20 protein-coding genes and 1 riboswitch are annotated in these 22979 nt (G+C 72.3%); of the genes, 6 read left to right on the top strand and 14 right to left on the bottom strand.

Going from position 1 to position 22979, the window contains the following annotated elements; all coding sequences use genetic code 11:
• Window positions 1-47 precede the first annotated feature (47 nt).
• From E9998_RS23465 to E9998_RS23450, 4 genes are all read right to left on the bottom strand, one after another.
• Window positions 48-668 carry an MBL fold metallo-hydrolase gene (locus tag E9998_RS23465; protein WP_136532180.1) on the bottom strand — a complete coding sequence of 207 codons (621 nt, stop codon included), beginning with the start codon at window positions 666-668 and terminating at the stop codon, window positions 48-50.
• Window positions 669-1168: 500 nt separating this feature from the next.
• Complete coding sequence (locus E9998_RS23460) at window positions 1169-1966, bottom strand: energy-coupling factor transporter transmembrane component T family protein (RefSeq protein WP_136532179.1); 798 nt, start codon at window positions 1964-1966, stop codon at window positions 1169-1171.
• 82 nt (window positions 1967-2048) lie between these two features.
• Window positions 2049-3488, bottom strand: coding sequence for an ABC transporter ATP-binding protein (locus E9998_RS26905; RefSeq protein WP_136532178.1), 1440 nt, complete (start codon window positions 3486-3488; stop codon window positions 2049-2051).
• A gap of 4 nt (window positions 3489-3492) precedes the next feature.
• On the bottom strand, window positions 3493-4095 hold the full coding sequence (locus tag E9998_RS23450; RefSeq protein WP_136532177.1) for an ECF transporter S component: 603 nt from the start codon (window positions 4093-4095) through the stop codon (window positions 3493-3495).
• Between the two features lie 38 nt (window positions 4096-4133).
• Window positions 4134-4236, bottom strand: a riboswitch (TPP riboswitch).
• Between the two features lie 88 nt (window positions 4237-4324).
• Between E9998_RS23450 and E9998_RS23445 the strand changes: the two genes are divergently transcribed.
• The 3 genes from E9998_RS23445 (at window position 4325) to E9998_RS23435 (ending at window position 7806) form a co-directional block, all read left to right on the top strand.
• Window positions 4325-4720 (top strand): MGMT family protein, encoded by a 396-nt coding sequence (locus E9998_RS23445; protein ID WP_136532176.1) that lies wholly within the window; start codon window positions 4325-4327, stop codon window positions 4718-4720.
• Window positions 4721-4902: 182 nt separating this feature from the next.
• Window positions 4903-7122 (top strand): RecQ family ATP-dependent DNA helicase, encoded by a 2220-nt coding sequence (locus E9998_RS23440; protein ID WP_136532175.1) that lies wholly within the window; start codon window positions 4903-4905, stop codon window positions 7120-7122.
• 96 nt (window positions 7123-7218) lie between these two features.
• The gene (locus E9998_RS23435) at window positions 7219-7806 is read left to right on the top strand and encodes a hypothetical protein (protein ID WP_136532174.1); all 588 of its coding nucleotides are present in this window, start codon (window positions 7219-7221) and stop codon (window positions 7804-7806) included.
• 39 nt (window positions 7807-7845) lie between these two features.
• On the opposite strand, the gene E9998_RS23430 is transcribed toward E9998_RS23435, so the two are convergent.
• Window positions 7846-8628: an SGNH/GDSL hydrolase family protein gene (locus E9998_RS23430; RefSeq protein ID WP_136532173.1), complete on the bottom strand. Its 783-nt coding sequence runs from the start codon at window positions 8626-8628 to the stop codon at window positions 7846-7848.
• A 189-nt stretch (window positions 8629-8817) separates the two neighbouring features.
• Between E9998_RS23430 and E9998_RS23425 the strand changes: the two genes are divergently transcribed.
• Window positions 8818-9378 carry a hypothetical protein gene (locus E9998_RS23425; protein ID WP_136532172.1) on the top strand — a complete coding sequence of 187 codons (561 nt, stop codon included), beginning with the start codon at window positions 8818-8820 and terminating at the stop codon, window positions 9376-9378.
• 1 nt (window position 9379) lies between these two features.
• On the opposite strand, the gene E9998_RS23420 is transcribed toward E9998_RS23425, so the two are convergent.
• The gene (locus tag E9998_RS23420; RefSeq protein ID WP_136532171.1) at window positions 9380-10306 is read right to left on the bottom strand and encodes a DMT family transporter; all 927 of its coding nucleotides are present in this window, start codon (window positions 10304-10306) and stop codon (window positions 9380-9382) included.
• A gap of 190 nt (window positions 10307-10496) precedes the next feature.
• Between E9998_RS23420 and E9998_RS25595 the strand changes: the two genes are divergently transcribed.
• Entirely contained in the window at window positions 10497-11156 is a 660-nt protein-coding gene (locus E9998_RS25595) for a hypothetical protein (RefSeq protein ID WP_204745618.1), read from the top strand.
• A gap of 67 nt (window positions 11157-11223) precedes the next feature.
• Here the strand turns inward: E9998_RS25595 and E9998_RS23410 are convergent, their stop codons facing one another.
• The 3 genes from E9998_RS23410 to E9998_RS23400 form a co-directional block, all read right to left on the bottom strand.
• On the bottom strand, window positions 11224-11454 hold the full coding sequence (locus E9998_RS23410; RefSeq protein WP_136532170.1) for a CsbD family protein: 231 nt from the start codon (window positions 11452-11454) through the stop codon (window positions 11224-11226).
• Window positions 11455-11525: 71 nt separating this feature from the next.
• Window positions 11526-13055 carry an ABC transporter substrate-binding protein gene (locus tag E9998_RS23405; protein ID WP_136532169.1) on the bottom strand — a complete coding sequence of 510 codons (1530 nt, stop codon included), beginning with the start codon at window positions 13053-13055 and terminating at the stop codon, window positions 11526-11528.
• Window positions 13052-13900 carry a hypothetical protein gene (locus tag E9998_RS23400; protein WP_136532168.1) on the bottom strand — a complete coding sequence of 283 codons (849 nt, stop codon included), beginning with the start codon at window positions 13898-13900 and terminating at the stop codon, window positions 13052-13054. The genes E9998_RS23405 and E9998_RS23400 overlap by 4 nt, the downstream gene beginning before the upstream one ends.
• A gap of 176 nt (window positions 13901-14076) precedes the next feature.
• On the opposite strand from E9998_RS23400, the gene E9998_RS23395 reads away from it, so the two are divergent.
• On the top strand, window positions 14077-14610 hold the full coding sequence (locus tag E9998_RS23395) for a GNAT family N-acetyltransferase (protein ID WP_136532167.1): 534 nt from the start codon (window positions 14077-14079) through the stop codon (window positions 14608-14610).
• Here E9998_RS23395 and E9998_RS23390 read toward each other — a convergent pair.
• The 5 genes from E9998_RS23390 to pyk all read right to left on the bottom strand — a co-directional run bounded on the left by E9998_RS23390 (window position 14607) and on the right by pyk (window position 22881).
• Window positions 14607-15791 carry a sulfotransferase family protein gene (locus tag E9998_RS23390; RefSeq protein WP_136532166.1) on the bottom strand — a complete coding sequence of 395 codons (1185 nt, stop codon included), beginning with the start codon at window positions 15789-15791 and terminating at the stop codon, window positions 14607-14609. The two genes, E9998_RS23395 and E9998_RS23390, sit on opposite strands and share 4 nt — an antisense overlap.
• A 97-nt stretch (window positions 15792-15888) precedes the next feature.
• Complete coding sequence (locus E9998_RS23385; protein WP_136532165.1) at window positions 15889-18045, bottom strand: acyltransferase family protein; 2157 nt, start codon at window positions 18043-18045, stop codon at window positions 15889-15891.
• A gap of 159 nt (window positions 18046-18204) precedes the next feature.
• Window positions 18205-20364 (bottom strand): acyltransferase family protein, encoded by a 2160-nt coding sequence (locus E9998_RS23380; RefSeq protein WP_136532164.1) that lies wholly within the window; start codon window positions 20362-20364, stop codon window positions 18205-18207.
• A 210-nt stretch (window positions 20365-20574) separates the two neighbouring features.
• Window positions 20575-21471, bottom strand: coding sequence for an acyl-CoA thioesterase (locus E9998_RS23375; RefSeq protein WP_136532163.1), 897 nt, complete (start codon window positions 21469-21471; stop codon window positions 20575-20577).
• A complete protein-coding gene (gene pyk, locus E9998_RS23370; protein WP_136532162.1) occupies window positions 21472-22881 on the bottom strand; it encodes a pyruvate kinase in 1410 nt (469 codons plus the stop codon).
• Window positions 22882-22979 lie beyond the last annotated feature (98 nt).

Raw genomic sequence — 22979 nt, 5'->3', positions numbered from 1 at the left:
CGAGGCGCCCCGGGCCTCTCGGCCCGGGGCGCCTTCGTTTCGGGGGTTCAGAGGGTGACGGTGTCCCGGTCCTCGATGCGCCGGTAGGTGTCGCCCACGAGCATGCCGAGCACGCGGTCCACGAGCGCGCGGCCGGGTTCGGCGAGGATGGCGTCGTGGATGGGGAACACGGTGGGGGCCTCGACGGCCCGCACGAAGTCGACCACTTCGGCGAGCTTCGACCACGGCGCGGCGACGGGCGCGAGCAGGACGCTCACGGGCTGGTCGGGGACGGTGAGCGCGTCCCCGGGATGGAAGACGCCGTCGATCAGGTAGCCGCTGTTGGTCACCCTCGGGATGTTGGGGTGGACGACGGCGTGGTCCTTCCCGATGACCTTGACCTCGGTCCCGGCGGCGGGCACGGCGTCGCCGTCACTGACGACGGTGAACGGCAGTTCCCCGAGCGTCTCGGCGAGCGACGCGGGCCCGTAGATCCGCGTCTCGGGCCGCCCGGCGAGGAGCGCGCGGAGCTCGGCCGCGTCGCAGTGGTCGGGGTGCAGGTGGGTGACGAACACGGCGTCGACGCCGCCGAGCGCGGCGGGGTCGGAGTAGACCCCGGGGTCTATGACGATGACGCCCTGGTCGGTTTCGAGGCGGACGCAGGAGTGCCCGAATTTGGTCAGTCGCATGGGTTCACCGTAGGTCGAAGGGCCCGGCCCCGTCGAGCCATCGCCGAACAGCCTCGGACCGGAACGCTCCGCCGCCCGCAAGGCGCAGTCCCGCCCTGTAAGGGTGGGTCACGGTTAGAGACCATCCCTATCCCCCACCCACCCTGGGGACCGTAGCACCCACAATGCCGCGCGGGTCCGACAAGAAACCGGACCCGCGCGCCGCATGTCACCCGAAGGAGGGAAACCACGCCCGCGCAGCTACGCGCGCGGAATCGACGCGGCGCCTGGGGCGGTGCGGGAGCGGCGGCGGCCTTCCGCCGCGCTTCGCGCGCGGAATCGGCGCGGTGTCGGGGCGGTGAAGGAGCGGCGCTACGCGCGTGGGATCGAGGTCGTGGGCGGTGACGGCTTCGGGGAAGAGAGCGCCGCGGCGCTACACGCGCGGGTTCTAGGCCCCAGAGCGCGACGAGGCCGCGGCGACTTCTCAGCTGCACGTCGCGCGCGGGATGGTCGTATCCGCTTCAGACGACGACGGTGAAGACGCCCAGGGCTGTGCTGCAAGCGACGGCTGCGGCGCTCACGAGGAACGCGGCCGCCAGGAGAGCCCAGTCGGGCGGGGTCATGCGCTGATCGCGGGCGTGGGTGCGGGGGATGCCGGAGTCGAAGCCGCGGGCGTCCATGGCGGCGGCGAGGCGGCCGGCGCGGCGGATGGCGCCGACGAGGAGGGTGAACATGGTGGAGGCGAACAGGCGCAGGCGCCGCAGCGGGTTCCAGCCGCCTTCGAGGCCGCGGGCGCGGCGGGCGGTGGTGATGTGGCGCCATTCGGCGCTGAGGAGCGGCAGGAGCCGGAGCGCGGCCAGCGCGCCGAGGGTGAAGCGTGGCGGGGTCTTGAGCTGCTGGTTGAGGGCGTCGGCGAGGTCGGTCGGGTCGGTGGTGGCGAAGACCAGGACGCCGGCGGTGGCGGCCACGCAGACGCGCAGGCCGATCGCGGTGCCCGCGAGGAGGGAGCCGGTGCTGATGCGGAGCGGTCCGGCGTCGAACAGGAGGGTGCCGGTGTGGTCGGCGGCGAAGACCGCGTTGACGAGCACGACGGTCCCGGCGGCGAGCCACAGCCAGCGGAGGCGGCGCGCGAGCGGGCCGGGGCGGATGCCGGTGAACGGCAGTGCGACGGCGATGGCGGCGAGCAGGAGCAGCGGCGTGAGCCAGTCGGCGGCGACGAGCGCGGTGGTGGAGAGGACCGCGACCGCCGCGAGCTTGGCGACGGGGTTGGCGCGTGCGATGGCAGCCTCGGGTCCGCACACGGGCGCGAGGGTCAGCACGCCCGCCTCCGGGTAGGCGACGCGCCGCGGGGCCTCCGGCCTCGGGCGACCGCCGTCCGTGGCGCGCGTTCGCGGCGGGCGGTCATCGGTGCTCTCCTTCGCGGGCACGGCCGGCGTCGAGGACGAGTTCGCGGGTCGCGAGGGCGGCGGCGAAGTCGCGGTCGTGGGTGACGGCGAGGAGGGCGGTGCCTTCGTCGCGGATGTCGGCGGTGAGGTCGACGAGTTCGCCCCAGGTGCGGCGGTCCTGGCCGAAGGTGGGTTCGTCGAGGAGGAGGACGCCGGGTGCGGCGGCAAGGGCGCCCGCGACCGAGAGGCGGCGGGCTTCGCCGCCGGAGAGGGTGTGGGGGTTCGCGGCCGCGAGGGGCGCGAGGCGGAGTCGTTCGAGGAGTTCGCTCACGCGGGCGTCGACGCGGTCCTTCGGCCAGCCGGCCTGGCGGGGGCCGAAGGCGAGTTCGTCGCGGACGGTGGCGGTCACGAACTGGTGCTCGGGGTCTTGGAACACCGAGCCGACCCGGGTGGCGAGGCGGCGGGCGGGGAGGCGGTGGAGGGGGCGGGGCTCGCCGGGGACGGTGGCGCGGCCGCGGGTGGGGGCGGCGAGGCCGCCGGCGAGGAGGGCGAGTGTGGACTTGCCGGAGCCGTTGGGGCCGGTGACGGCGAGGAGTTCGCCGGCGCGGAGGTCGAAGGAGACGCCGTCGAGGGCGGGCCGGTCGGCGCGGGGGTGGACGAGGGTGAGGCCTTCGCCGCGCAGGGCGGTGTCGCCCGGGGCGGGGGCGGGTCGGCGCGGCACGGGCGCGCCGGGCACCCAGACGCCTTGGGCGGCGAGGTGGTCGCCGTGTTCGGCGAGGACCTTCTCGGCGGGGCCGTCGGCTATGAGGGTGCCGCCGGGGCCGAGGGCGATGACGCGGTCGACGAGGTCGAGGAGGTCGGCCACGCGGTGCTCGATGACGATCATGGTGGCTTCGGTGTCGGCGAGCGCGGAGCGGAGGGCTTCGCGGATCGCTTCGGCCCCTTCAGGGTCGAGGTTCGCGGTGGGTTCGTCGAGGAGGATGAGGCCGGGCCTGCGGGCGAGGACGCCGGCGAGGGCGAGGCGCTGCTGTTCGCCTCCGGAGAGGGCGTGGGTGTCGCGGGAGGGCTCGTAGGGGAAGCCGACGGCGTCGAGGGCGCGGTGGACGCGGGGCCAGATGCGGTCGGGCGGCACCGCCTGGTTCTCGAGGCCGAAGGCGACGTCGTCGCCGCTGCGGGCCATGACGAGTTGGGTTTCGGGGTCTTGGAAGAGGATGCCGACGCGAGGCTGGAGTTCGAGGGCGGGGCGGCCGTCGAGGAGGACGTCGCCGTCCTGTTCGCCCGAGTCGGCGGTGAGGAGCCCGGCGAGCGCGGCGAGCAGGGTGGACTTGCCCGACCCCGAGGGGCCGAGCAGGAGCACCCGCTCGCCGGGCTCGACGCGCAGGTCGACGTCCGAGACGGCCTGGGCGCGGCGTCCGGCGTGGCGCCAGGCGAAGCCGCGGAACTCGACCTTGATCATCGGGTCAGATCCGGGCCCGTTCGCGTCCGGCGGGGAACCGGTCGAGGACGCCGGTGGGGAGCATGGCCTTGACGAGGGCCTTGGAGCCGAGTCCGGCGACGAGGGCGCCCGAGACCATGGCGAAGGCGACGTAGGGCACCTGGTAGGTCCACAGGTCGTAGTTCGGGTAGTAGACGAAGACGTCGAAGAGGGTGGCGAAGAGGGCCGCGAGGGCGCCGGAGGCGGCGGCGATGGCGGTGTCGTAGCGGCGGTAGCGTCCGGCGGCGAAGGCGAGTTCGCCGCCGAGGCCCTGGATGAGGCCCTGGTAGACGACGAAGACGCCCCAGAAGGAGCCGAGGAGCGCGGAGACGGTGGCGGCGAGGGCCTCGGTGAGGACGCCGGCGCCGGCGCGGCGGACGATGAGCGGGGCGAGGACGGCGGGGATGAGCCACAGGCCGTAGAGGACGCCGGCGAGCGGGGGCAGGAACTTGAGGACCGGTTCCATTCCGGCCCAGACGAAGTTCCAGGCCCAGAAGACGACGCCGAAGGCGACGGCGAGGACGGCGCAGGTGAGGATGTCGACGGTGCGCCAGCGGCCGGGGGCCGCGGGGAGGGTGCTGTCGGGCATGGGCATGCCTTTCACGAAATGCAGGGACACGACGCGACAGCGGTCGACGAACGACTTCCTACGCCGGTATTACCCGGATCAGGTGTGAGGGTCTGCGGTCGGTTCCGCACTCTCAGCCAATCGGCTCCCCTGTCTGGTTCGACGTTAACACCAAGTGGTGCGTCCGTAGCGGGTGAGCGCGCCCCGGGTGGCGGGCGACGCCCGGCGGGGCGCCCCGTAGATTGCCGAGATGACCACTGAACGGGAATGGGAGCTGGTGCGCCGGGTCGTGGAGGCGCTGCCGGAGGGCACCTGGACCTCGTACGGGGATCTGGCGGAGCTGATCGGCACCGGGCCGCGGCAGGTCGGCGCGTACATGCGGGACGGGAGCGTGGAGCAGGCGTACCGGGTGCTGACGGCGGGCGGCACGGTCTCTGAGGGGTTCCGGTGGGCGGACGGGCGCACCGGTAAGGACGTGCCGGACCTGTTGCGCGAGGACGGCGTGACGGTGAGCTCGAAGGGCAGGGCGGACCGGTCCCAGCGCATGTCGGTCTACGACCTCAAGCTCCTCGCCGCGGAGCTCGACGATCCGGACGGGACGGAACCCGACGACACCGACGACTGGACTTACACCGAAATATCATGATATTCCCGTCTTAAGGGACCCCTGGTTCAAAAGTACCCGCCGGGTACGACATCGCCTCGAACGCGAGCTGCCCTCGCCACATCGCCGCGCGGCCAGCACCGCGAACGGAGCGGCGCACCGGCGCGGCGCCCCGGGCCCGGGGCGGGCTCGGATCGTCACAGGGATGGGGTACAACGGTGCCTATGGCGGGACACGGCGAAACGGGACATGACGGCGAAGCGACCGGCAGCGGGGTGACCGGCAGCGGGCCAACCAGCGGAGGGGCGCTGCGCGAGGAGGCCGAGGCGCTGCTGCGCGCCCTCGCGGGCGAGCACGCGCGGCTGCGGGCCGACCAGTGGCGGGCGATCGAGGCGCTCTGCGGCGGCGCCGCAGAGGGGCGGCGCGACGCGGTCGGGCGCCGCGTGCTCCTGGTGCAGCGCACCGGGTTCGGCAAGTCCGCGGTGTACTTCACCGCCACGTCGCTGCTGCGCCGCCGCGGCGCGGGCCCCACGGTCATCGTCTCGCCGCTCCTGGCGCTCATGCGCAACCAGATCGAGGCCGCCGAGCGCGCGGGCGTGCGCGCCCGCACCATCAACTCGGCCAACCCCGAGGACTGGGACGCGATCGCCGAGGCGATTGCCGAGGACGCCGTCGACGTGCTCCTCATCAGCCCCGAGCGGCTGAACAACCCGTCCTTCCGCGACTACCAGCTCCCCAAGCTCGCCGCGGGCTGCGGCCTCCTCGTGGTCGACGAGGCCCACTGCATCTCCGACTGGGGCCACGACTTCCGCCCCGACTACCGGCGCATCGCCTCGTTCCTGGACGACCTGCCCGCCGAGGTCCCGGTGCTCGCCACGACCGCGACCGCGAACGCGCGCGTCTCGGCCGACATCGCCGAGCAGCTCGACCGCCGCCACAACGACGGCGCCCACGAGGACCACCCGCACGCCGAGGCGACCCTCGTGCTTCGCGGCAGCCTCGACCGCGAGTCGCTGCGGCTCTCGGTGGCCGACCTGCCCGACAACGCCCACCGCCTCGCCTGGCTCGACGAGCACCTGCCTCGCATGGACGGCTCGGGGATCGTCTACACGCTCACCGTGGCCGCCGCCGAGGAGGTCAGCGACTACCTCAACGGGCGCGGCCACACCGTCGCCTCCTACACCGGCCGCACCGACAACGCCGAGCGCCTCGAACGCGAGGAGGACCTCCTCGCCAACCGCATCAAGGCCCTCGTGGCGACGAGCGCGCTCGGCATGGGCTTCGACAAGCCCGACCTCGGCTTCGTCGTCCACTTGGGAGCACCTTCCTCCCCCGTGGCCTACTACCAGCAGATCGGCCGCGCCGGGCGCGCCCGCGACCGCGCCGAGGTGGTCCTGCTGCCCGGCAGCGAGGACCGCGCGATCTGGGACTACTTCGGGTCGCTGTCGTTCCCGGCCGAGGAGGCCGTGCGCCGCACGCTCGACGTGCTCGCCGCCGAGGGCCGCTCGCTGTCGACGGCCGCGCTGGAGACGCGCGTGGACCTGCGCCGCTCCCGACTGGAGATGATGCTCAAGGTCCTCGACGTGGACGGCGCGGTCCGCCGCGTCAAGGGCGGCTGGGAGTCCACCGGCGCGCCGTGGGTCTACGACGCCGAGCGCTACGAGCGGGTCGCCGCCGCCCGGCGCCACGAGCAGCAGCGGATGCTCGCCTACGAGGCCACCGACCGGTGCCGCCTGGAGTTCCTGCGCGCCGAGCTCGACGACGCGGGCGCCGAGCCTTGCGGGCGCTGCGACAACTGCACCGGCGACCGCACCGAGGCGAAGGTCTCGGCCGAGGCCGCCGAGGGCGCGGCCTCGGCCCTGTCCAAACCCGGCGTGGCGTTCGAGGCGAAGCGCATGTGGCCCACGGGTTTGCAGGCGATCGGCATCGACCTCAAGGGCAAGATCCCGGCCGAGCGCGGCGCCGAGGCGGGCCGGGCACTCGCGCGGCTCTCCGACATCGGCTGGGGCGGCCCGCTGCGGGCGCTGCTCGCCGACGGCGCCGACCGGGAGGTGCCCGAGGACGTGTTCGGGGCGGTGGTCAAGGTGCTCGCCGCCTGGGACTGGTCCGAGCGCCCCTCGGCGGTCGTCTCGATGGGATCGCTCTCGCGCCCGCGCTTGGTGAACGGGCTGGCCGAGCGGATCGCGCGACTCGGCCGCATGGAGTACCTGGGCGCGCTGGGCCGGACGCCGAGCGCGTCCTCGGGGGCGCCGCGGGCGAACAGCGCGCAGCGCCTCCAGCAGGTCCTCGACGCGTTCACCGTGGACTTCCCGGTCCCGGGGACCGGTGTGCTGCTGGTGGACGACGTGCGCGACAGCGGCTGGTCGGCGACCGTGGCGGCCATGCGGCTGCGCGAGGCGGGGGCGTCGTCGGTGCATCCGCTGGCGCTGGCATTGCAGGCCTGAGGCGTCACAATTGGTCTATAAGAGACGGAGGTTCGGAAGGCGGGAGGGCGTCCGTCCAGTCTCGAATGTGAACATGAGGCAGGTTAATCTCTCCCCATGGTCATCTCCTTCAACACTGCCGGTCTCCAGCAACAGGACTCGTCCACCTGGACCGACCCGCGGACCGGCGACGTCGCCGTCGTCAAAGTCGTGGAGGGGACCCCCTTCCCGGTCGAATGGCTACATGACCAGCACGCCCTGCGGCGCGGATTCGCCGGGATGTACGCCGAGGCCGGATGTCTCATCGAGGTCGACCTCGCCAACCTCGGCGGGGTCACCGCCGTGCGCCAGCTCATCAAGGTGCCCAACAACCACGCGCAGAGCGGCCAGAGGTTCCTCGCCTCCTTCACGCTCGCGAAGGCCCCGAACTACGCGCAGCTGATGTACATGGCCGCCGAGCACGGCATGTCGGGGCTGCGCGAGGCGACCCTCATGGCGCAGTTGGGCTTCGACAACTGGGTCATGCCCCACCCGTTCGACCCGCAGCTGCGGACGAAGCTGCCGTTCCACCGCGGCGACGACCCGGCCTTCGACGCCCAGTTCCCCGACCACCCGCTCACGCGGGTGCGCGCCTGGACGTGGAACGTCGGCCGCTACGCGGTGGTCGACCCGGGCTTCGCGGCACTGCCCGACCGCTGGCAATAGCCGGAAGGGCCCGGCGTCGCCGCCGGGCCCTGGTCCACTTCAGAGCACGCCGGCGATCGCCGGGAAGTACGCGTTCGCGTGCCCCAGCGCGTTCGGGTGGTAGGACTCCGCGGCCGGGTAGCGCAGGCCGTGGAGGTAGGCGACCTCGTCGCACACCGCGTGGCCCTCGAAGGCCGACCGCACGTCCACGTAGAAGAACCCGTGCGCGGCGGCGGACTCCTCGATCACCGACGCGAGCAGGTCGGCCGCCCCGTTCATGAGCCGCTGCTCGGCCAGGCTCGTCTGCCCGAAGGCGTCGCACTCGTCCCGCTCGTTGAACAGGCGCGGGTAGCCCAGGACGTAGACGTCGGCTCCCGGCGCCCGGTCGCGCACCGCGCCGTAGACGCCGTCGAGCAGGCCCGGCAGCTCCTCGACGATCCGGGCTTCGGCCTCTTCGATGTCGTCGGTGCACTTCGTGAAGGGCGTGATGCACGCCTTGATCGCCTCGGCCCAGCCGATGTCGTTGCCGCCAATCGTGATCGTCACCAGTTCGGTGTCCTCGCCGAGCGGGTCGAGCTGCCGCGCGAGGAGGTCGGCGCTCGTGGCGCCCGAGCAGGCCTGGTGGGCGAGCGGCACCCCGAGGCTGTTCGCCAGGAGCCGCGGATAGGCCAGGTCCGAGCGCAGGCAGTCGTCGTCGGCGTACCGTCCGGCGCCGGTGCCCGAGGAGTACGAGTCGCCGAGGGCGACGTACGGGGGCGGTTCCGGTGCGGCCTGGGCCGCCGCGGCGGGCAGGAGGACGAGGGCGGCGGCGAGTGCCGCCGCAATCGGGCGGGCAGGGATCATGCGGGCTCCGTTCCGAGTCGGGTACGAGGAGGAACTGTAAGGCCCGATCCGGCCGCGACTGCCGCAAATCGCCTGAAAGCGGCGGGAGGACCACCGCGTGGGCTTTCAGGTGCGTTGGGGCGCAACGGGTCTGAAAACGCCTGTCGTGAAACGGACACTGGCGCCGCGCCCCTCCCCTACCCTGGAGTCATGGGTGCACCCACGGCGCCGCGCCGTCAGACCATGTCCGACCAGGCCCTCATCGAGGCGACCGGGGCGGACTGGCGGACCTGGCTCGGCCTCCTCGACGAGCGGGACGCGGCGAAACTCGACCACGCCGCCATCGCGCGCCTGCTGGTCGCCGAGTTCGAGCTCGACGGCTGGTGGGCGCAGTCCATCACCATCGGCTACGAGCAGGAGCGCGGCCTGCGCGAACCCGGCCAGCGCCCCGACGGCACCTTCTCGGCCAGCGCCTCCAAGACCGTCCCGGTCGCGATCGGGGCGGCCTTCGAGCAGCTCGCCGACCCCGAGGAGCAGGCCGGGTGGCTCGGCGACCTCGAACTGACGCAGCGCAGCGCGGCCCCGCCGAAGTCGATCAGGTTCGACGCCTCGGACGGCACGCGCGTGCAGGCGAACCTCGTCGCGAAGGGCGAGGCGAAGACCGCCGTGCAGGTTCAGGTGGAGCGGTTGGGCTCCCCTGAGGAGGTGACGGCGGCCAAGGCGGCGTGGAAAGCCCGCCTCGACCGCCTGGCCGAGCGTCTGGCGCCCTGAGTCAGGTCCGTTCGGCGGGGGCGGCCGCGTCGGTGGCCTCGACGGGGGGCGCGCTCTTGCGGGCCCGCGAGCGGGAGATGGCGACGCCGATGAGGGCGAGTGCGCCGCCGGCGAGGGTGAGCCAGGTCGGGATCTCGCCGAGGAGCAGCCAGGAGAGGACGACCACGATCGCGGGGACGACGTAGGTCGTGGCGCCGAGTTTCCCGGCGGTGGTGAACCTGAGGGCGTAGCCCCAGGTGAGGAAGGCCAGCGCGGTGGGGAACAGTCCGAGGTAGAGGACGTGGAGGGTCGCCGAGGCCGGGGCGGCGTCGAGCTGGGAGAACAGCAGGGGCGCGAAGGGCAGGCACAGGACGGCGGCGATGGCGTTGCCGAACGCGGTGAACTGGAGGGAGCTGCAGTGCTGGAGGGTCGGCTTCTGGACCACGACGCTGATCGCGTAGGTGATCGCGGAGACGAGGCAGAGCAGGACGCCGGCGACGGAGGCGGCGCCGTGCTGGGACATGGAGAGGCTGACGACGGCGACGCCGGCGAAGGAGACGGCGATGCCGAGGAAGAGGCGGGGCGGGAAGCCCTCCTTGAGGACCCAGCCGCCGAGGAGGGCGATGAGGATGGGTCCGATGTTGACGATGAGGGCGGCGGTGCCGGCGTCGACGAGCTGTTCGCCCCAGTTGAGGGCGATCATGTAGACGCCGAACCAGAGGACGCCGGAGGTGGCGATGCCGGGCCAGGCTCGTTTGGAGGGGAGGCCTTCGCGTCGTACGGCCCAGACGGCGAGGAGGACGACGGCGGCGACGCCGGCGCGGCCGAGGGTGAGCGGTCCGGGGTCGAGGTGGCGTCCGGCGTCGCGGATGGAGACGAAGGCCGAGGCCCAGCACAGGACGGTGATGCCTGCGGCGATCGCGGCACGGGTGTGGAATCGCTCGCTCATGGGCGGAGGCTCCTCATGGTGGGCGGCGGCGTGCGGGGGTACTCGCCGCGGGCGGTTCGGCGGTCGGCGCCGGCCGGAGGGCGCTCTTGGCGCCGGGCCAAACCTAGCATCGGGGTGCGTTTTCGGTTATCCGTTATTCGACTGGGAACCGGGGGTCGGGGAGGGGCGTCGAAGGGGCATGAGGGGACGAATGGCATTGCGAGGCGTCGCCGTGTTCGCGGCGGTGCTGGCGCTGGCGGGGTGCGGTCGGGGTTCGGGTGACGGCGGGTCGGGTGACGCGGCGTGCGATACGGGGAGGACGTGTTCGGACGGGTCGCCGACGGGTTCGGGGGACGGGACGGTGTACCGGGGTGCTTTGACGGTGCTCCAGGACGATCCGGAGGGGTCGCCGGAGTTGTGCGGGGCGGTGGCGGAGTCGTATCCGCCGCAGTGCGGCGGGCTGCCGGTGTCCGGGTGGGACTGGGAGTCGGTGGCTCATGAGGAGGCTTCGGGGGTGCGGTGGGGCGCGTACCTGGTGACGGGGGTGTTCGACGGGGAGTCGCTGGTGCTGTCGGAGGCGGCGGTGCCGTTGGACGAGGTGGACCTGTCGGATTATCCGGAGCTGGCGTACGCCGATCCGGAGTTCGGCGACCCGGCGGAGGAGCTGGGCGAGGCGGAGCTCCAGGCGATCGCCGACGAGGTGGCGGCGGCGTTCCCGGCGGTGGTGTTCGGGGGCTGGGCCGACGTGGACCACGGTGTGGCGCTGGTGGACGCGCTGCTGGTGACGCCGGAGATGGAGGCGTTCGCGGCGGAGCGGTTCCCGGCGGACACGGTGGTGTTCACGTCGGTGTTCAAGCCCGTGGAGGGGTGAGGCCCGCCGTGTCAGGGCGTGGGAGGGGCCGGGCCGCATCGCGGCCCGGCCCCTCCCATGCTCCCGGTCAGCGCCGGTCGCCGTCCTCCCCGGAGTCGGTGAGGCGTTCCTTGGCGTCGTGGAGTTTGTCCTCGCCCTTCTCTCGGAGGTCGTGGAACTCCTCCTTGGCCTTCCCCTTGAGTTCGTCGCGACGGCCCTCGTTCTCGAGGCTCTCGTTGTCGGTCGCGTCGCCGAGCTTCTCCTTGGCCTTGCCCTTGAGCTGCTCGGCCTTGTCCTTCGCCTTGTCGAAAGCGCCCATGCGCCCCCTCCTCTCGCTGAAGGTCCTGCGGTGAGGGGGTACCCGTCCCGTCGCGGTCTACTCCCGTGCCGTCACTGGCTCGGGGTGATGTAGGTGTCGAGGTCCGGCAGTGCTTCGGGGTCGTCGGGGTAGGGCAGCGGGACGACCGGCACCCATTTGCCGCCGGGGTTGCCGCCGCGGTTGTCGGCGAAGCTCAGTGTGCCGCTGGCGCCGCGTACGACCTGTTCGCTGTTGAGGAGCAGGAGGTGTTCGCGCACGTCGACGGCGGCCGGGGCCTCGACCTCCCACGGGTTGGTGATGCGCACGGCGCTGATCGCCGTCGCCAGCGCGTCGTGGTAGGTCACGGCGTAGCCGTCGGCGAGGGCCTCGGGGTCGCTGTCGACCAGCGCGGTGAAGTAGGACTGGAAGGCCGCGAAGCCCTCGGGTGCGGGGGCGGCGCCGGTGGCCCAGCCGGGGTCGGCTCCGGCGGCGTAGAGGACTTCGAAGTTCCCCGCCGAGGTCCATTCGGCGATCTCGTCCTCGCGCTGCATGTCGGTGCCGGTGACGCCGAAGAGGACGGTGAGGTGGCGGTCGAGGCAGGCGCGGACGCTGAGTGCTTCGAGGAAGACCTTGAGGTCGGGTTCGCGCCCGGCGAACAGGACCGTGTCGGGTTCGGCGGCGCAGATGTTGCGGGTGATGGGGTCGAAGACCTCGGGTCCGCCGGTCTCGATGGAGCGTCCGGGGAACGGCTGGTGGGAGCCGCTGATGTAGTCGCCGAGTTCGGCTTCGTAGGCGGTGCGCAGGGTGGTGGTGTACCGGTCCTGGGCGGTGCTGTCGTAGACGAGGACGGCGCTTTCGAGTTCGGGCCGCGACTCCATGTACCGGTGGAGGGCGACGGCGAAGTCGGTGTTGCTGGGGGCCGAGCGGATGAGGCCGTCGACGGCGTCGTGGTCGATGCCGTCGGCGGTGGTGACGCCGGTGACCATGGGGATGCCCGCGGCGGCGAGGCGTTCGGCGGCGGCGACGGTGTTGTCGCTGCTGACGCCCTGGCCCATGACGGCGACGAGGGGCACCTCGTCGTCGAGCATCCCTTCGAGGTCGCCGACGACCGCTTCCCAGTGGGTCTGGCGGGCGCCTTCGTTGGCGAGGTGGAGCTGGACGTACCGGACGCGGTCGCCGAGCTCCTGGGTGCGGTTGGCGCGGTGGAGGGCGACGTAGGCGCCTTCGAGGGCGCTCTGGATCTTGTCGGCGCTCATGGCGCTGTCGTCGGTGGTGGTGAGGGTGGTGAGGAGGGCGATCTTGACGACCGGCAGGCCTTCCTTCCGGGCCTGCTCGGCGGCCCAGTCGTTCTCGGCCTTGATGTTCTCCTGGACCTCGGTGAACTGGTCCTGGAAGACGAAGGACCCGTCGGTGACGCCGATGCACTCGTCGTCCATGAGGCGGATGTCCTCGCCGATGCCGCCGCACTGCCACCGGCCGTACAGGATCGGTCCGAAGTAGACGGCTGCGCCCGCGAGGACCGCGACGGCCGCCGCGAGGGCGGTCCGGCGGCTGCGGCGGCGGCGCCGGACCCAGGTCATGGCGCCTTCGCTGGGGCGCAGGGTCAGCTGGTCGGTGCTCATGCGGCGCTCCGTCGGTCGGCGACCACCAGGACCGGCGGCGGCGGGATCTGGGCGCCGCGCAGTTCGCGCAGGACCTGTTCGAGCTGTTCCAGGAGGAGGCGGCCGGTCTCGCCGTCGGAGCGGCGCAGCAGGACGACGGCGCGGTACCAGTTGCGGCCGGCGAGGCGCCCGCGCCCGTAGGCGTGGCGCAGGTCGGCCAGGAGCGCCTCGATGAGGAGGCGGTCGCGCTGGGCCCGGTCGGGGACGGCGTGCTCGCCGGGCGGGTGGGCCCAGTTGTTGAGCTCGCCCAGGAGCGTCTCGGGCATGTGCCGCTCGCCGCGGTCGCGGTGGCCGTACCACTTGTAGAACTCGTAGAGGGAGGGGTAGCGGCGCTGGACGACCGAGGCCGCCACCGCGCCTGCGAGCGCGATCTGCGGGCCGATCTGCGCCAGGAGCGCGACCAGGCCACCGGCCTGCTCGTTCCCCAGCGGGGGCGGGGCGATGATCTTCTTCGCCGCGTCCTTGAACGCGCGCGAGTAGGCGATCTCGATGTCGTTGCCGATCGGGTTCGCGATGACGGTGAGCCCGACCTCCAAGCGCCGGAACAGCAGCCGCGGGTAGTGGGCGCAGGGGCGGGCGAGCCTGGTCTTGACCTCGGCGAGGAGCTTCGGCAGCGACTCGGGCGCGTAGTCGGCGCAGTCGACGAGTGCGAACGGGGCGCGGTCGACGAGCGCGTCGCGGATGCGCTCGAGCCGGTCGGCGGGGGCGCCCTCGGAGAGCCGGAGCACATGCTCGGCCGACGACGCGGGCGGAGCGAGGAGGGCCTTGACCTTCAGGAAGTCGTCCTCGGCCGTTGCTGGGGACATGGGGGTTCCCTTCGAGGTGGCCTGGGGGGCAGGGAATCACGACGCTGTGAGGTGTGACATCGATCCTAGACGATGCATGCGCGCACGGTGGCCGACCGCCGTTCCCCTGCCGCCCTTCACCGCCGGGGCGGCGGCGGACGGTGGCGGCGGGCCCGCACGCGTGGCAGCATTCCGGGGTGAACTCCAGCGACTACGCGATCCGGCCGATCCTCCCCGCCGAGCACGAGGCGCTCGGCGAGGTGTCCGTGCGCTCCTACCTCGAAGGCGGCCTGCTCCTCAAAGGCCTCGACGATCCGTACACGCCGCGCCTGCGGGACGTCGCCCACCGGGCCGCCGAGGCGCTCGTGCTCGTCGCCGCCGAAGCCAGCGCCCCGAACGACAGTGCCACCGGCGGCGCCCTGCTCGGCGGCGTCACCCTCGCGTTCCCCGGCTCGGCGATGGCCGAGCTGGCGGGCCCCGGCGAGTCCGAGATCCGGATGCTCGCGGTCGACCCCGCCGCGCAAGGCCGCGGCGTCGGCTCGGCGCTGGCCGCCGCGTGCGTCGATCTCTCGCGGGCCGATCCTGGCGTCAAGCGGGTCGTCCTGTGCTCCCTGCGGGAGATGACCGGGGCGCACCGGATCTACGAGCGCCTCGGGTTCGAGCGCGCACCGCGCCTGGACTGGTCCCCCGTGCCCGACGTGCTCCTGTGGGGCTTCGCGCTCGACCTCTAGAGGCAGTCCGCGAACTCGCGCCGGTAATCGGCCAGGACCCGGTCGACCTCGCCTTCGGTGAGCCCGTACCGGGCCAGGTCGTACGTGTGCGGGCTCCCCCGGTCGGCCAGCGCGGCGTCGAGGGCGGCCCGCTCGTTCGCGCCCCAGGGGGCGCCGAGGCGCTCGAACAGTTCGGGGAGGCGCTGCCGGGCCTCGCCGGTGAGGTGGCGGTAGGGGACGTCGACGACCGCGGAGGGGTGGATGCGGGCGCGCTGGGCGCGGGCGCGGTCGATGCCGGTGGACAGGAGCCCGAGCCAGTTCCGGCCGATCTCGTGGGGGTCGGCCTCGCCGGCGATGAGGGCGGTGGCGGTCTCGCTCATCGAGCACAGGGACGCGAGCGCGGTCGCGGGGTCGCGGTGGGTCCACACGAGCTGCGCGTCGGGGAAGGCCTTGAGGAGCGCGTCGAGGTGCCACAGGTGGGCGGGGGCGCGCAGGATCCAGCGGCGCCGCGGGCGCCCGTGCTGGAGGACCTGGAGGGTCTGCTTGAGGTAGCGGTAGTCGCGGGTGCAGTCGCGGTCGAGCATCCACTGGACGTACCCGGGCGGGTGGGCGCGCACGAGGTGGTTGACGCTGTGCGGGAGGACCCACACGCACGAGTCGGGCTTGTCGGGGTGCATGTCGTAGACGTCGCCGAAGGTGGGGACGGCCTTGCGGACGGCCTCGACGGTGCGTTCGGCGCGGCGGCGGGGGTCGGCGGGGGCGCCGTCGAGGTCGGGGTGCATGAGTTCGCGCATGAGGGGCGCGCGGTGGCCGCCGGAGGCGGCGAGGAGGCGCTGGAGGACGGCGGTGCCGGTGCGGGGGACGCCGGTGACGATCACGGGCCGGGCGATGTGCTCGTCGGCGATCTCGGGGCTGATGGCGTGGAGCTTGCGGATGCGCAGGCGGCTCTCGATGCGGTCGGTGACCTCCTGGAGGCCGCCGACCCAGCCGGTGACGGTGAGGCCGTGGACGTCGGCGTACCCGGTGAGGAGGACCCGCATGTCCTCGATGAACTCCTCGTCGCCGTGGGCGGTGGAGCCGGTGCGGTGCTCGGCCTCGCGCACGGCGCGGTCGAGGAGGCGGTCGACCTTCTTGCGGCGCCCGGCGATCGCGGGGGTGAGGACGGTGTTGACGGCCTTGAGCCAGGGTGCGACGCGTTCCATCCGGACGACTCCTTTTGTCCCGCATATGAATCCGAGGTGAGCCTACATTCCGGTCGGAATGCGGGCCCACCTCGGTGGGTTGTGGTGTGTCCCGGGACTACTCGGTGTCGGCCTCCGCCGCCTCCAACGGGATCGCGACGGCGATCTGCGGGGCGAGTTCGGCGACGAAGCGGGCCGAGAGGTGGTTGGAGTCGCGGTAGACGAGGATGTTGCCGATCACGACCGGGCAGGTGCCCTGGTCGATGTCGCACAGCCACGGAATGGGGTCGACGACCTCGGCGCCCGCGTCGGCGACGGCGTCCATGAGGGACTGTCGCTCCTCCTTCGGGAGCACGATGGCCTTCTCCATGTCGCCGACGCACACGCTGGCGTCCTCGGGGTTCTGCGCGAGGCAGTCGGGGACGTCGTCGATGAGGTCGGTCGAGTCGGCCATGTAGTACACCCGGTCGGCGACCTCGTCCAGGCGCTCGACGCTGGTCACCCAGCCGTCCTCCCAGGCCTGCTCGGGGTCGTCGGCCATGACCTCCTTGTGGTCGTAGGCCGAGGCCACGACCGCGTCGGGCTCGAGGTCGGCGAGGAGGTCGAAGGCGTTCTCCTTCCAGTCCTCGCATTCGGTGTAGCGACGCTCCAGCTTCCAGTCGAGCTCTTCGACGTCGGGGAGGGAGCAGTTGGCCTTGGTCAGGGCGAGCAGCTTCCAGCCGGAGGCCTCGGCGAGCTGGTTGAGCGCGGGGAACCACTGCGCCGCATGGGAGTCGCCCATGAGCACGAGGGTCTTGTCCCCCTGCGGGTCGCCGTACCAGCAGTCGTCCTCGTCGACCTCGGTGACGTCGCGTTCGAGGACGCAGCCGTCGTCGTAGAGCGTGGGCTGGTCGTCGAAGGCCTCGTCGAGCGCGGGCGTGAGGTTCGCAGGGACCATGTCCACGTCGGAGGACTCGTCGAGCAGCTCCCACACGGTGGTGTCGTTCCCGGTGACCTCGGCGGCCTCCTCGTTCGTCTCGGTCGGCATGGGCGCCATGACGAGCATGAGCGAGACGGTGAGCGCGGTCGTCAACAGCGCCCCGCCCATGGCGAGCGCCCGCGAGGGCACCAGCACCAAGGGCTTGCGGGTGCGGATCGGGTTCTCCACCAGGTGGAAGGAGGCGACGGCGAGGACGAACGCCGCGGCCATGAGCAGCAGGTAGTCGCGCAGGCGCGGCTCCTCGATCCCGAGGATCGCCGGGCCGATCATGACCAGCGGCCAGTGCCACAGGTACAGGCCGTACGAGATCTTCCCGATGTACTGGAACGGGGCCTGGCGCAGCAGCAGCGTGGCGCCGAAGCGGTCGGGGGCGCAGCCCGCGGCGATGACCATCGCGGTGCCGGCGACCGGCAGGGCAGCGGCGTACCCGGGGAACACGGTCCGCTCGTCCAGGACGAACACCGAGGCGACGATGAGGCCCAGGCCCGTCCACGAGGCGAGCGCGGCGGCCCACCTGGGGACGCGGCGCAGCCGGGAGGCGGCGACGGCGACGAGCGCTCCGGCCGCGAGTTCCCATGCCCGCGTGTGGATGCCGAAGTAGGCCCAGATCGGGTCCACTGCGGACTGCGTGACGCTGAGGGCGAACGAGGCGAGGGCGATGAACACGAGGACGGCCGCGATCGCGGTCATGCGGCGGCGGTGGAAGTGCCCGCGCCGGGCGAAGCGCCCGCCCCAGATCCGCTTCGCCACCAAGGCGATCGCGAGCAGCAGCAGCGGCCACGCGAGGTAGTACTGCTCCTCGACGGCGAGGGACCAGAAGTGCTGGAGCGGCGAGGGCGGGTCCTCGGCGTTGAGGTACTCGGTGCCGGTCATCGCCAGTCGGATGTTGACGACGTTGAGCGCGGCGCTGGCCGCGTCGGCGGCGAGTTCGCGCATCCTGGTCGGCGGCAGCCAGATCCAGGAGGCGGCGAGGGTCGCCAGCAGGACGAGGACGGCGGCCGGGAGCAGGCGCACGGCGCGGCGGGCGTAGAACCCGGCGAGCGAGACGCGTCCGGTGCGGTCGATCTCGCGCAGCAGCAGCGAGGTGATGAGGAACCCGGAGATGACGAAGAAGACGTCGACCCCGATGAAACCGCCCTCGGAGTAGAAGAACCCGATGTGCGCGGCGATGACGGCGCCGACGGCGACGGCGCGCAGGCCCTCGATGTCGGGACGCCAGTGCGAGGGGCGCGCCAGGGCCTCCGGCGGTTCGTCCTGGGGTGGTCGTTTCAGTTGTGGTGCGTTGGTCAGACGCATAGGTGTCGGTCTCCGAACGGATCGTCGGGCACTTGTTCCTCCAGGTGGGCGGCCTGGAGCTGACTTCGGGCACTCGGGGGGCGGTTCCCGACGATAACACCGTCGGTCGAGCGGGTCCTTTCACATCCTAACGGGTGAAATTCTCCTCATATGTGTGTATCACCCGGCTTCTGCGGTTTCACCGGAAGGGTTGCCTTGGAGGGGGATCGCGGCGGCCAGCTGCGGGGCGAGGTGGGAGGCGAAGGTCGCCGTCAGGTGGCTGTCGTCGCGGTACACCAGCAGGTTGCCGACCACGACGGGGCACTTCCCGGCCTCCATGTCGCAGATCCAGGGGACGGGGTCGACCACGGTGGCGCCGGACTCGGCCGCCGCCTCCAGGGCGCCCTCGCGGCGCTCGGGGTGGGAGATGCCCGCGTCGAGCGTGTTGACGCACGCCGAGGCGTCGTCGGGGTTCGACGCGAGGCAGTCGGGGACGTTCCCGGCCGCCCACGGCGTGTCGGCGAGGATGTAGACCTCGTCGGAGGCCTCGTGGAGGCGGTCGAGGGAGGTCTCCCAGCCCTCGACCCACGCGGTGTCGGGGTCGTCCTCGAGGACCTTCTTCTTGTCGGAGGAGGTGGCGACGATCATGTCCGGGGCGAGTTCGGCCATGTGGTCCAGGGCCGCGTCGCGCCACTGGGCGCACTCGGTGTACTCGCGGTCGAGCGTGCCGCTGTACTCGCTGACGTCGGGGATCGAGCAGCCCGACTTGGTGAGCACCAGCATCCGCCAGCCCGAGGCCTCCGCGAGCTCGTTGAGCGGCGGGAACCACTGTGCCGCATGTGAGTCGCCGAACAGGATCAGGTCCTTCTCGCCTTCGGGGTCGCCGAACCAGCAGTGGTCCTTGACCGTCGTGTTCTCCTGGCCGGTGAAGCAGTTCTCGGCGTAGTAGGAGGGCACGTCCTCGGGGGCCTCGTCCAGGGAAGGGTCGAGGTTCGCCGGGACGGCGTCGACGCCCACCGACTCGTCGATGAGCTGCCAGACGGTCGCGCCGGCGCCGCTGACCTCCTCGGCCGCCTCGCCGTCGGTGACCTGCGCGGGCTGGAGCACCGCCACGAACGAGGCCGCGAGCGTGCACACCATGAGCGCCCCGCCGAGCGCCAGCGCCCGCGAGGGGATCTGGACGAGCGGCCTGCGGGTGCGGACCGGGTTCTCCACGAGGTGGAACGTGGCGACGCTGAGCAGGAACGCCGCGACCATGAAGCCGATCCGGTAGCGCAGCTGCGGCTCCTCCATGCCGAGCACCGCGGGGGCGATGAGCAGGACCGGCCAGTGCCACAGGTACAGGCCGTAGGAGATCTTGCCGATGTACTGCGCCGGGGCGATCCCCAGCAGCATCCCGGCGCCGCCGCGGTGGGGCGCGCACCCGGCGGCGATGACGAGCGCCGAGCCGGCCACCGGCAGGGCCGCGGCGTAGCCGGGGAAGACGCTGTTCTCGTCAAGGACGAACACGGAGGCGACGATGAGCGCCAGGCCGGCCCAGGAGGCGATCGCGGCCAGCGGCGCGGGCGTGCGCCGCAGGCGGGCGGCGCCCACGGCGATGAGCGCGCCGACGGCGAGTTCCCAGGCGCGGGTGTGGATGCCGAAGTAGGACCAGGTCGGGTCGGTGGCGGTCTGGGTGGCGCTCAAGGCGAACGAGCCGGCGGCGACGAGGACGAGGAGGGTCGCGACGGCGCCGAGGCGCCGGGTGCGGATCTGGGCCTTGGGCACGAACTCGCCGCGGTACAGGCGCGCGGTGAGGAAGGCGACGGCGATGAGGATGAGCGGCCACGCGAGGTAGAACTGCTCTTCGACCGCGAGGGACCAGAAGTGCTGGAGCGGCGAGGGCGGGGCGTCGGCGTTGAAGTAGTCGGTGCTGACGTACGCGAGGCGGATGTTGATGACGTTGAGCGAGGCGGCGGCCGCGTCGGCGGCGATGTCGCCCAGGCGGGTGCGCGGGAGCCAGACCCAGGCGGCGACGAGCGTCGCGAGCATGACGGTGGCGGCGGCGGGCAGGAGCCGCACGGCGCGGCGGGCGTAGAAGCCGGTCAGGGAGACCTTGCCGGTGCGGTCGATCTCGCGCAGCAGCAGCGAGGTGATGAGGAACCCGGAGATGACGAAGAAGACGTCGACGCCGACGAAGCCGCCCGCGCTGTAGGGGAAGCCGATGTGCGCGGCGATGACGACGCCGACGGCGACGGCGCGCAGGCCCTCGATGTCGGGGCGCCAGTGGCCGGGGCGCTCGCGGGTCGCCGCGGGGGCGGTCCCGGCGGTCGTCGCCGGTGTCGTTGCTGTCGGACGCATGGCTGGAGGATCTCCGAAGTCGCTCGCAGGACGCGGCGCGCTCACCTGGCGTGCGGGAGTCGCCGCCGGACAGGGTGCGCGGGGGGATGGGTTGCCCCGGCATCGCCTGCCGAACTCGCTCAAGCTTACTGTCGCCGCACGCGTGACCGCCGTCGCGGTGGGGCGGTCCGCGCGTCGCGGACCGCCCGTCGCGAAGCGGTCACGGCCCCTTCAGGGGATGCCGGGCGGGTCGTCGGGGGTCCGCCGGAGCAGGCCCTCCTGGGTCGCGGTGGCGATGTGCTGGCCCTGGGCGTCGAAGAAGCGGCCCTGGGCGAGGCCGCGGCCGTCGGCGGCGGTGGGCGAGACCGAGTCGTAGAGGATCCAGTCGTCGAACCGGAAGGGCCGGTGGAACCACAGTGCGTGGTCGAGGCTCGTCCCCAGGTAGCCGCCGTTGCCCCAGACCGCGCCGTGGCGGCTGAGGACGGAGTCCAGGAGCGTCAGGTCAGAGGCGTAGGTGAGGACGCACACGTGGATGAGCGGGTCGTCGGGGAGCTTCCCGTCGGCCTTCATCCAGACGCGCTGGTGCTCCAGCGCCGGGCGCTCGCCGGAGGCCGAGAAGCCCGATCCGCCGATGTAGCGGACGTCGATCGGGCGGGGCACGCGCGCCCACATGCCGAGCCGGTCCGGGTGGGCCTTGAGCTGCTCCCCCAGCGGAGGGATCGACTCAGGGGAGGGCAGGTCGGCGGGGGCCGGGTCGGCGTGCTCCAGGCCGGGCTCGCCGGTGTGGAAGGAGGCGGACATGAAGAAGATCGTCTGCCCGCCCTGCAACGCCACCGTACGGCGTACGGAGAAGGAGCGTCCGTCGCGGATGTGCTCCACCTGGTAGAGGATCGGCTTGGTCGAGTCGCCCGGGCGCACGAAGTAGCCGTGGAGCGAGTGGACGCGCCGGTCGCCGGGGACGGTGCGCCCGGCGGCGACGAGGGCCTGCCCGGCGACCTGGCCGCCGAAGACCCGCTGGAGCCCGACCTCGGCGCGGGGGCCGCGGTACAGGCCCGTGTCGAGCTGCTCCAGGTCGAGGACGCCGAGGAGCGAGTCCACGGCGTCCTGACCCACGAGGACCTCCGCCATCTACGAGCCGATCTGGTGGACCCGGACGGTGTTCGTCGACCCGGGCGTCCCGGCCGGCGTGCCGGCCACGATGACCACGAGGTCGCCGGGGGCGGCCAGGTGGTGCTCCTGCATGGTCTTGTCGACCAGCTGGAACATCGCGTCGGTGTGGTCGACGTGCTCGACGAGGTAGGCGTCGGTGCCCCACGACAGCGCCATCTGGTTGCGCACGCTCTCGATGGGGGTGAGGCCGATGATCGGCTGGCTCGGCTTGAGCCGGGCGAGGCGCTTGACGGTGTCGCCGGTCTGCGTGAACGCCGCGAGGGCCTTCGCGCCGATCGCGTCGGCGATGTCGGCGGCGGCGTGGGTGACCGCGCCGGGCTTGGTGCGCGGGTCGTGGTCGAGGTTCCGCAGGTCGATCGGGCCGCCCTCGGTGGTCTCCACGATCTTCGCCATGGTGCGGACGGTGCCGATCGGGTACTTGCCGACGGAGGTCTCGCCGGAGAGCATCACGGCGTCGGTGCCGTCGAGGACGGCGTTGGCGACGTCGGAGACCTCGGCGCGCGTGGGCCGGGCGTTCTCGATCATGGAGTCGAGCATCTGGGTCGCGACGATGACCGGCTTGGCGTTCTCGCGGCAGAGGCGCACGATCTCCTTCTGCACGATCGGGACCTCGTCGAGGGGCATCTCGACGCCGAGGTCGCCGCGGGCGACCATGACGCCGTCGAAGGCCAGGACGATCGCTTCGAGGCGCGCGACGGCCTCGGGCTTCTCGATCTTGGCGATGATCGGGCGGCGCACGCCGACCTCGTCCATGACCTTGTGGCCCAGGCGCACGTCGTCGGGGCTGCGCACGAACGACATGGCGATGAGGTCGACGCCGAGGTTGAGCGCGAACTTCATGTCCGAGATGTCCTTCTCGGACAGCGCGGGCACGGAGATGTTCACGTTCGGCAGCGACAGGCCCTTGTTGTTGGAGACCTGCCCGCCCTCAACGACCAGGCACTCCACGTCGGTGTCGTCGGCGCCGAGCACTTCGAGCGCCAGCTTGCCGTCGTCCACCAGGAGGCGGTCGCCCTTGGAGACCTCGCCCGGGAGCTTCTTGTAGGTGCAGGAGACGCGGTCGTGGGTGCCCTCGACGTCGTCGGAGGTGATCTTGACGCGGTCGCCCGCGTCCCACTGCTCAACGCCGTTGGCGAAGGTGCCGAGGCGGATCTTGGGGCCCTGCATGTCGGCGAGGATCGCGACGGGCTTCCCGGCGGCCTCGGCGGCCTCGCGGACCATCTGGTAGACGGCCTCGTGGTCGGCCTGGGCGCCGTGGCTGAAGTTCATGCGGGCCACGTTCATGCCGGCGTCGATCAGGCCGGCCATGCGCTCTGGCGTGGCCGTCGCCGGTCCGATGGTGCAAACGATTTTTGCTCTACGAGTCACCCTGTGAGCTTATATCGGACGCCTACTCGCACTCAGGGGGTCACCGCAGTTGAGAGCTGCAATTCACCGCCGGTGAATGCGAGAAAAGCATAGGCGGA

Origin of the sequence: Glycomyces paridis, assembly GCF_004912155.1 — a bacterium.
GTDB lineage: Bacteria > Actinomycetota > Actinomycetes > Mycobacteriales > Micromonosporaceae > Glycomyces > Glycomyces paridis.
Note: the sequence above shows the minus strand (reverse complement) of the source record. Positions and strands in the feature narration are given on the sequence as shown.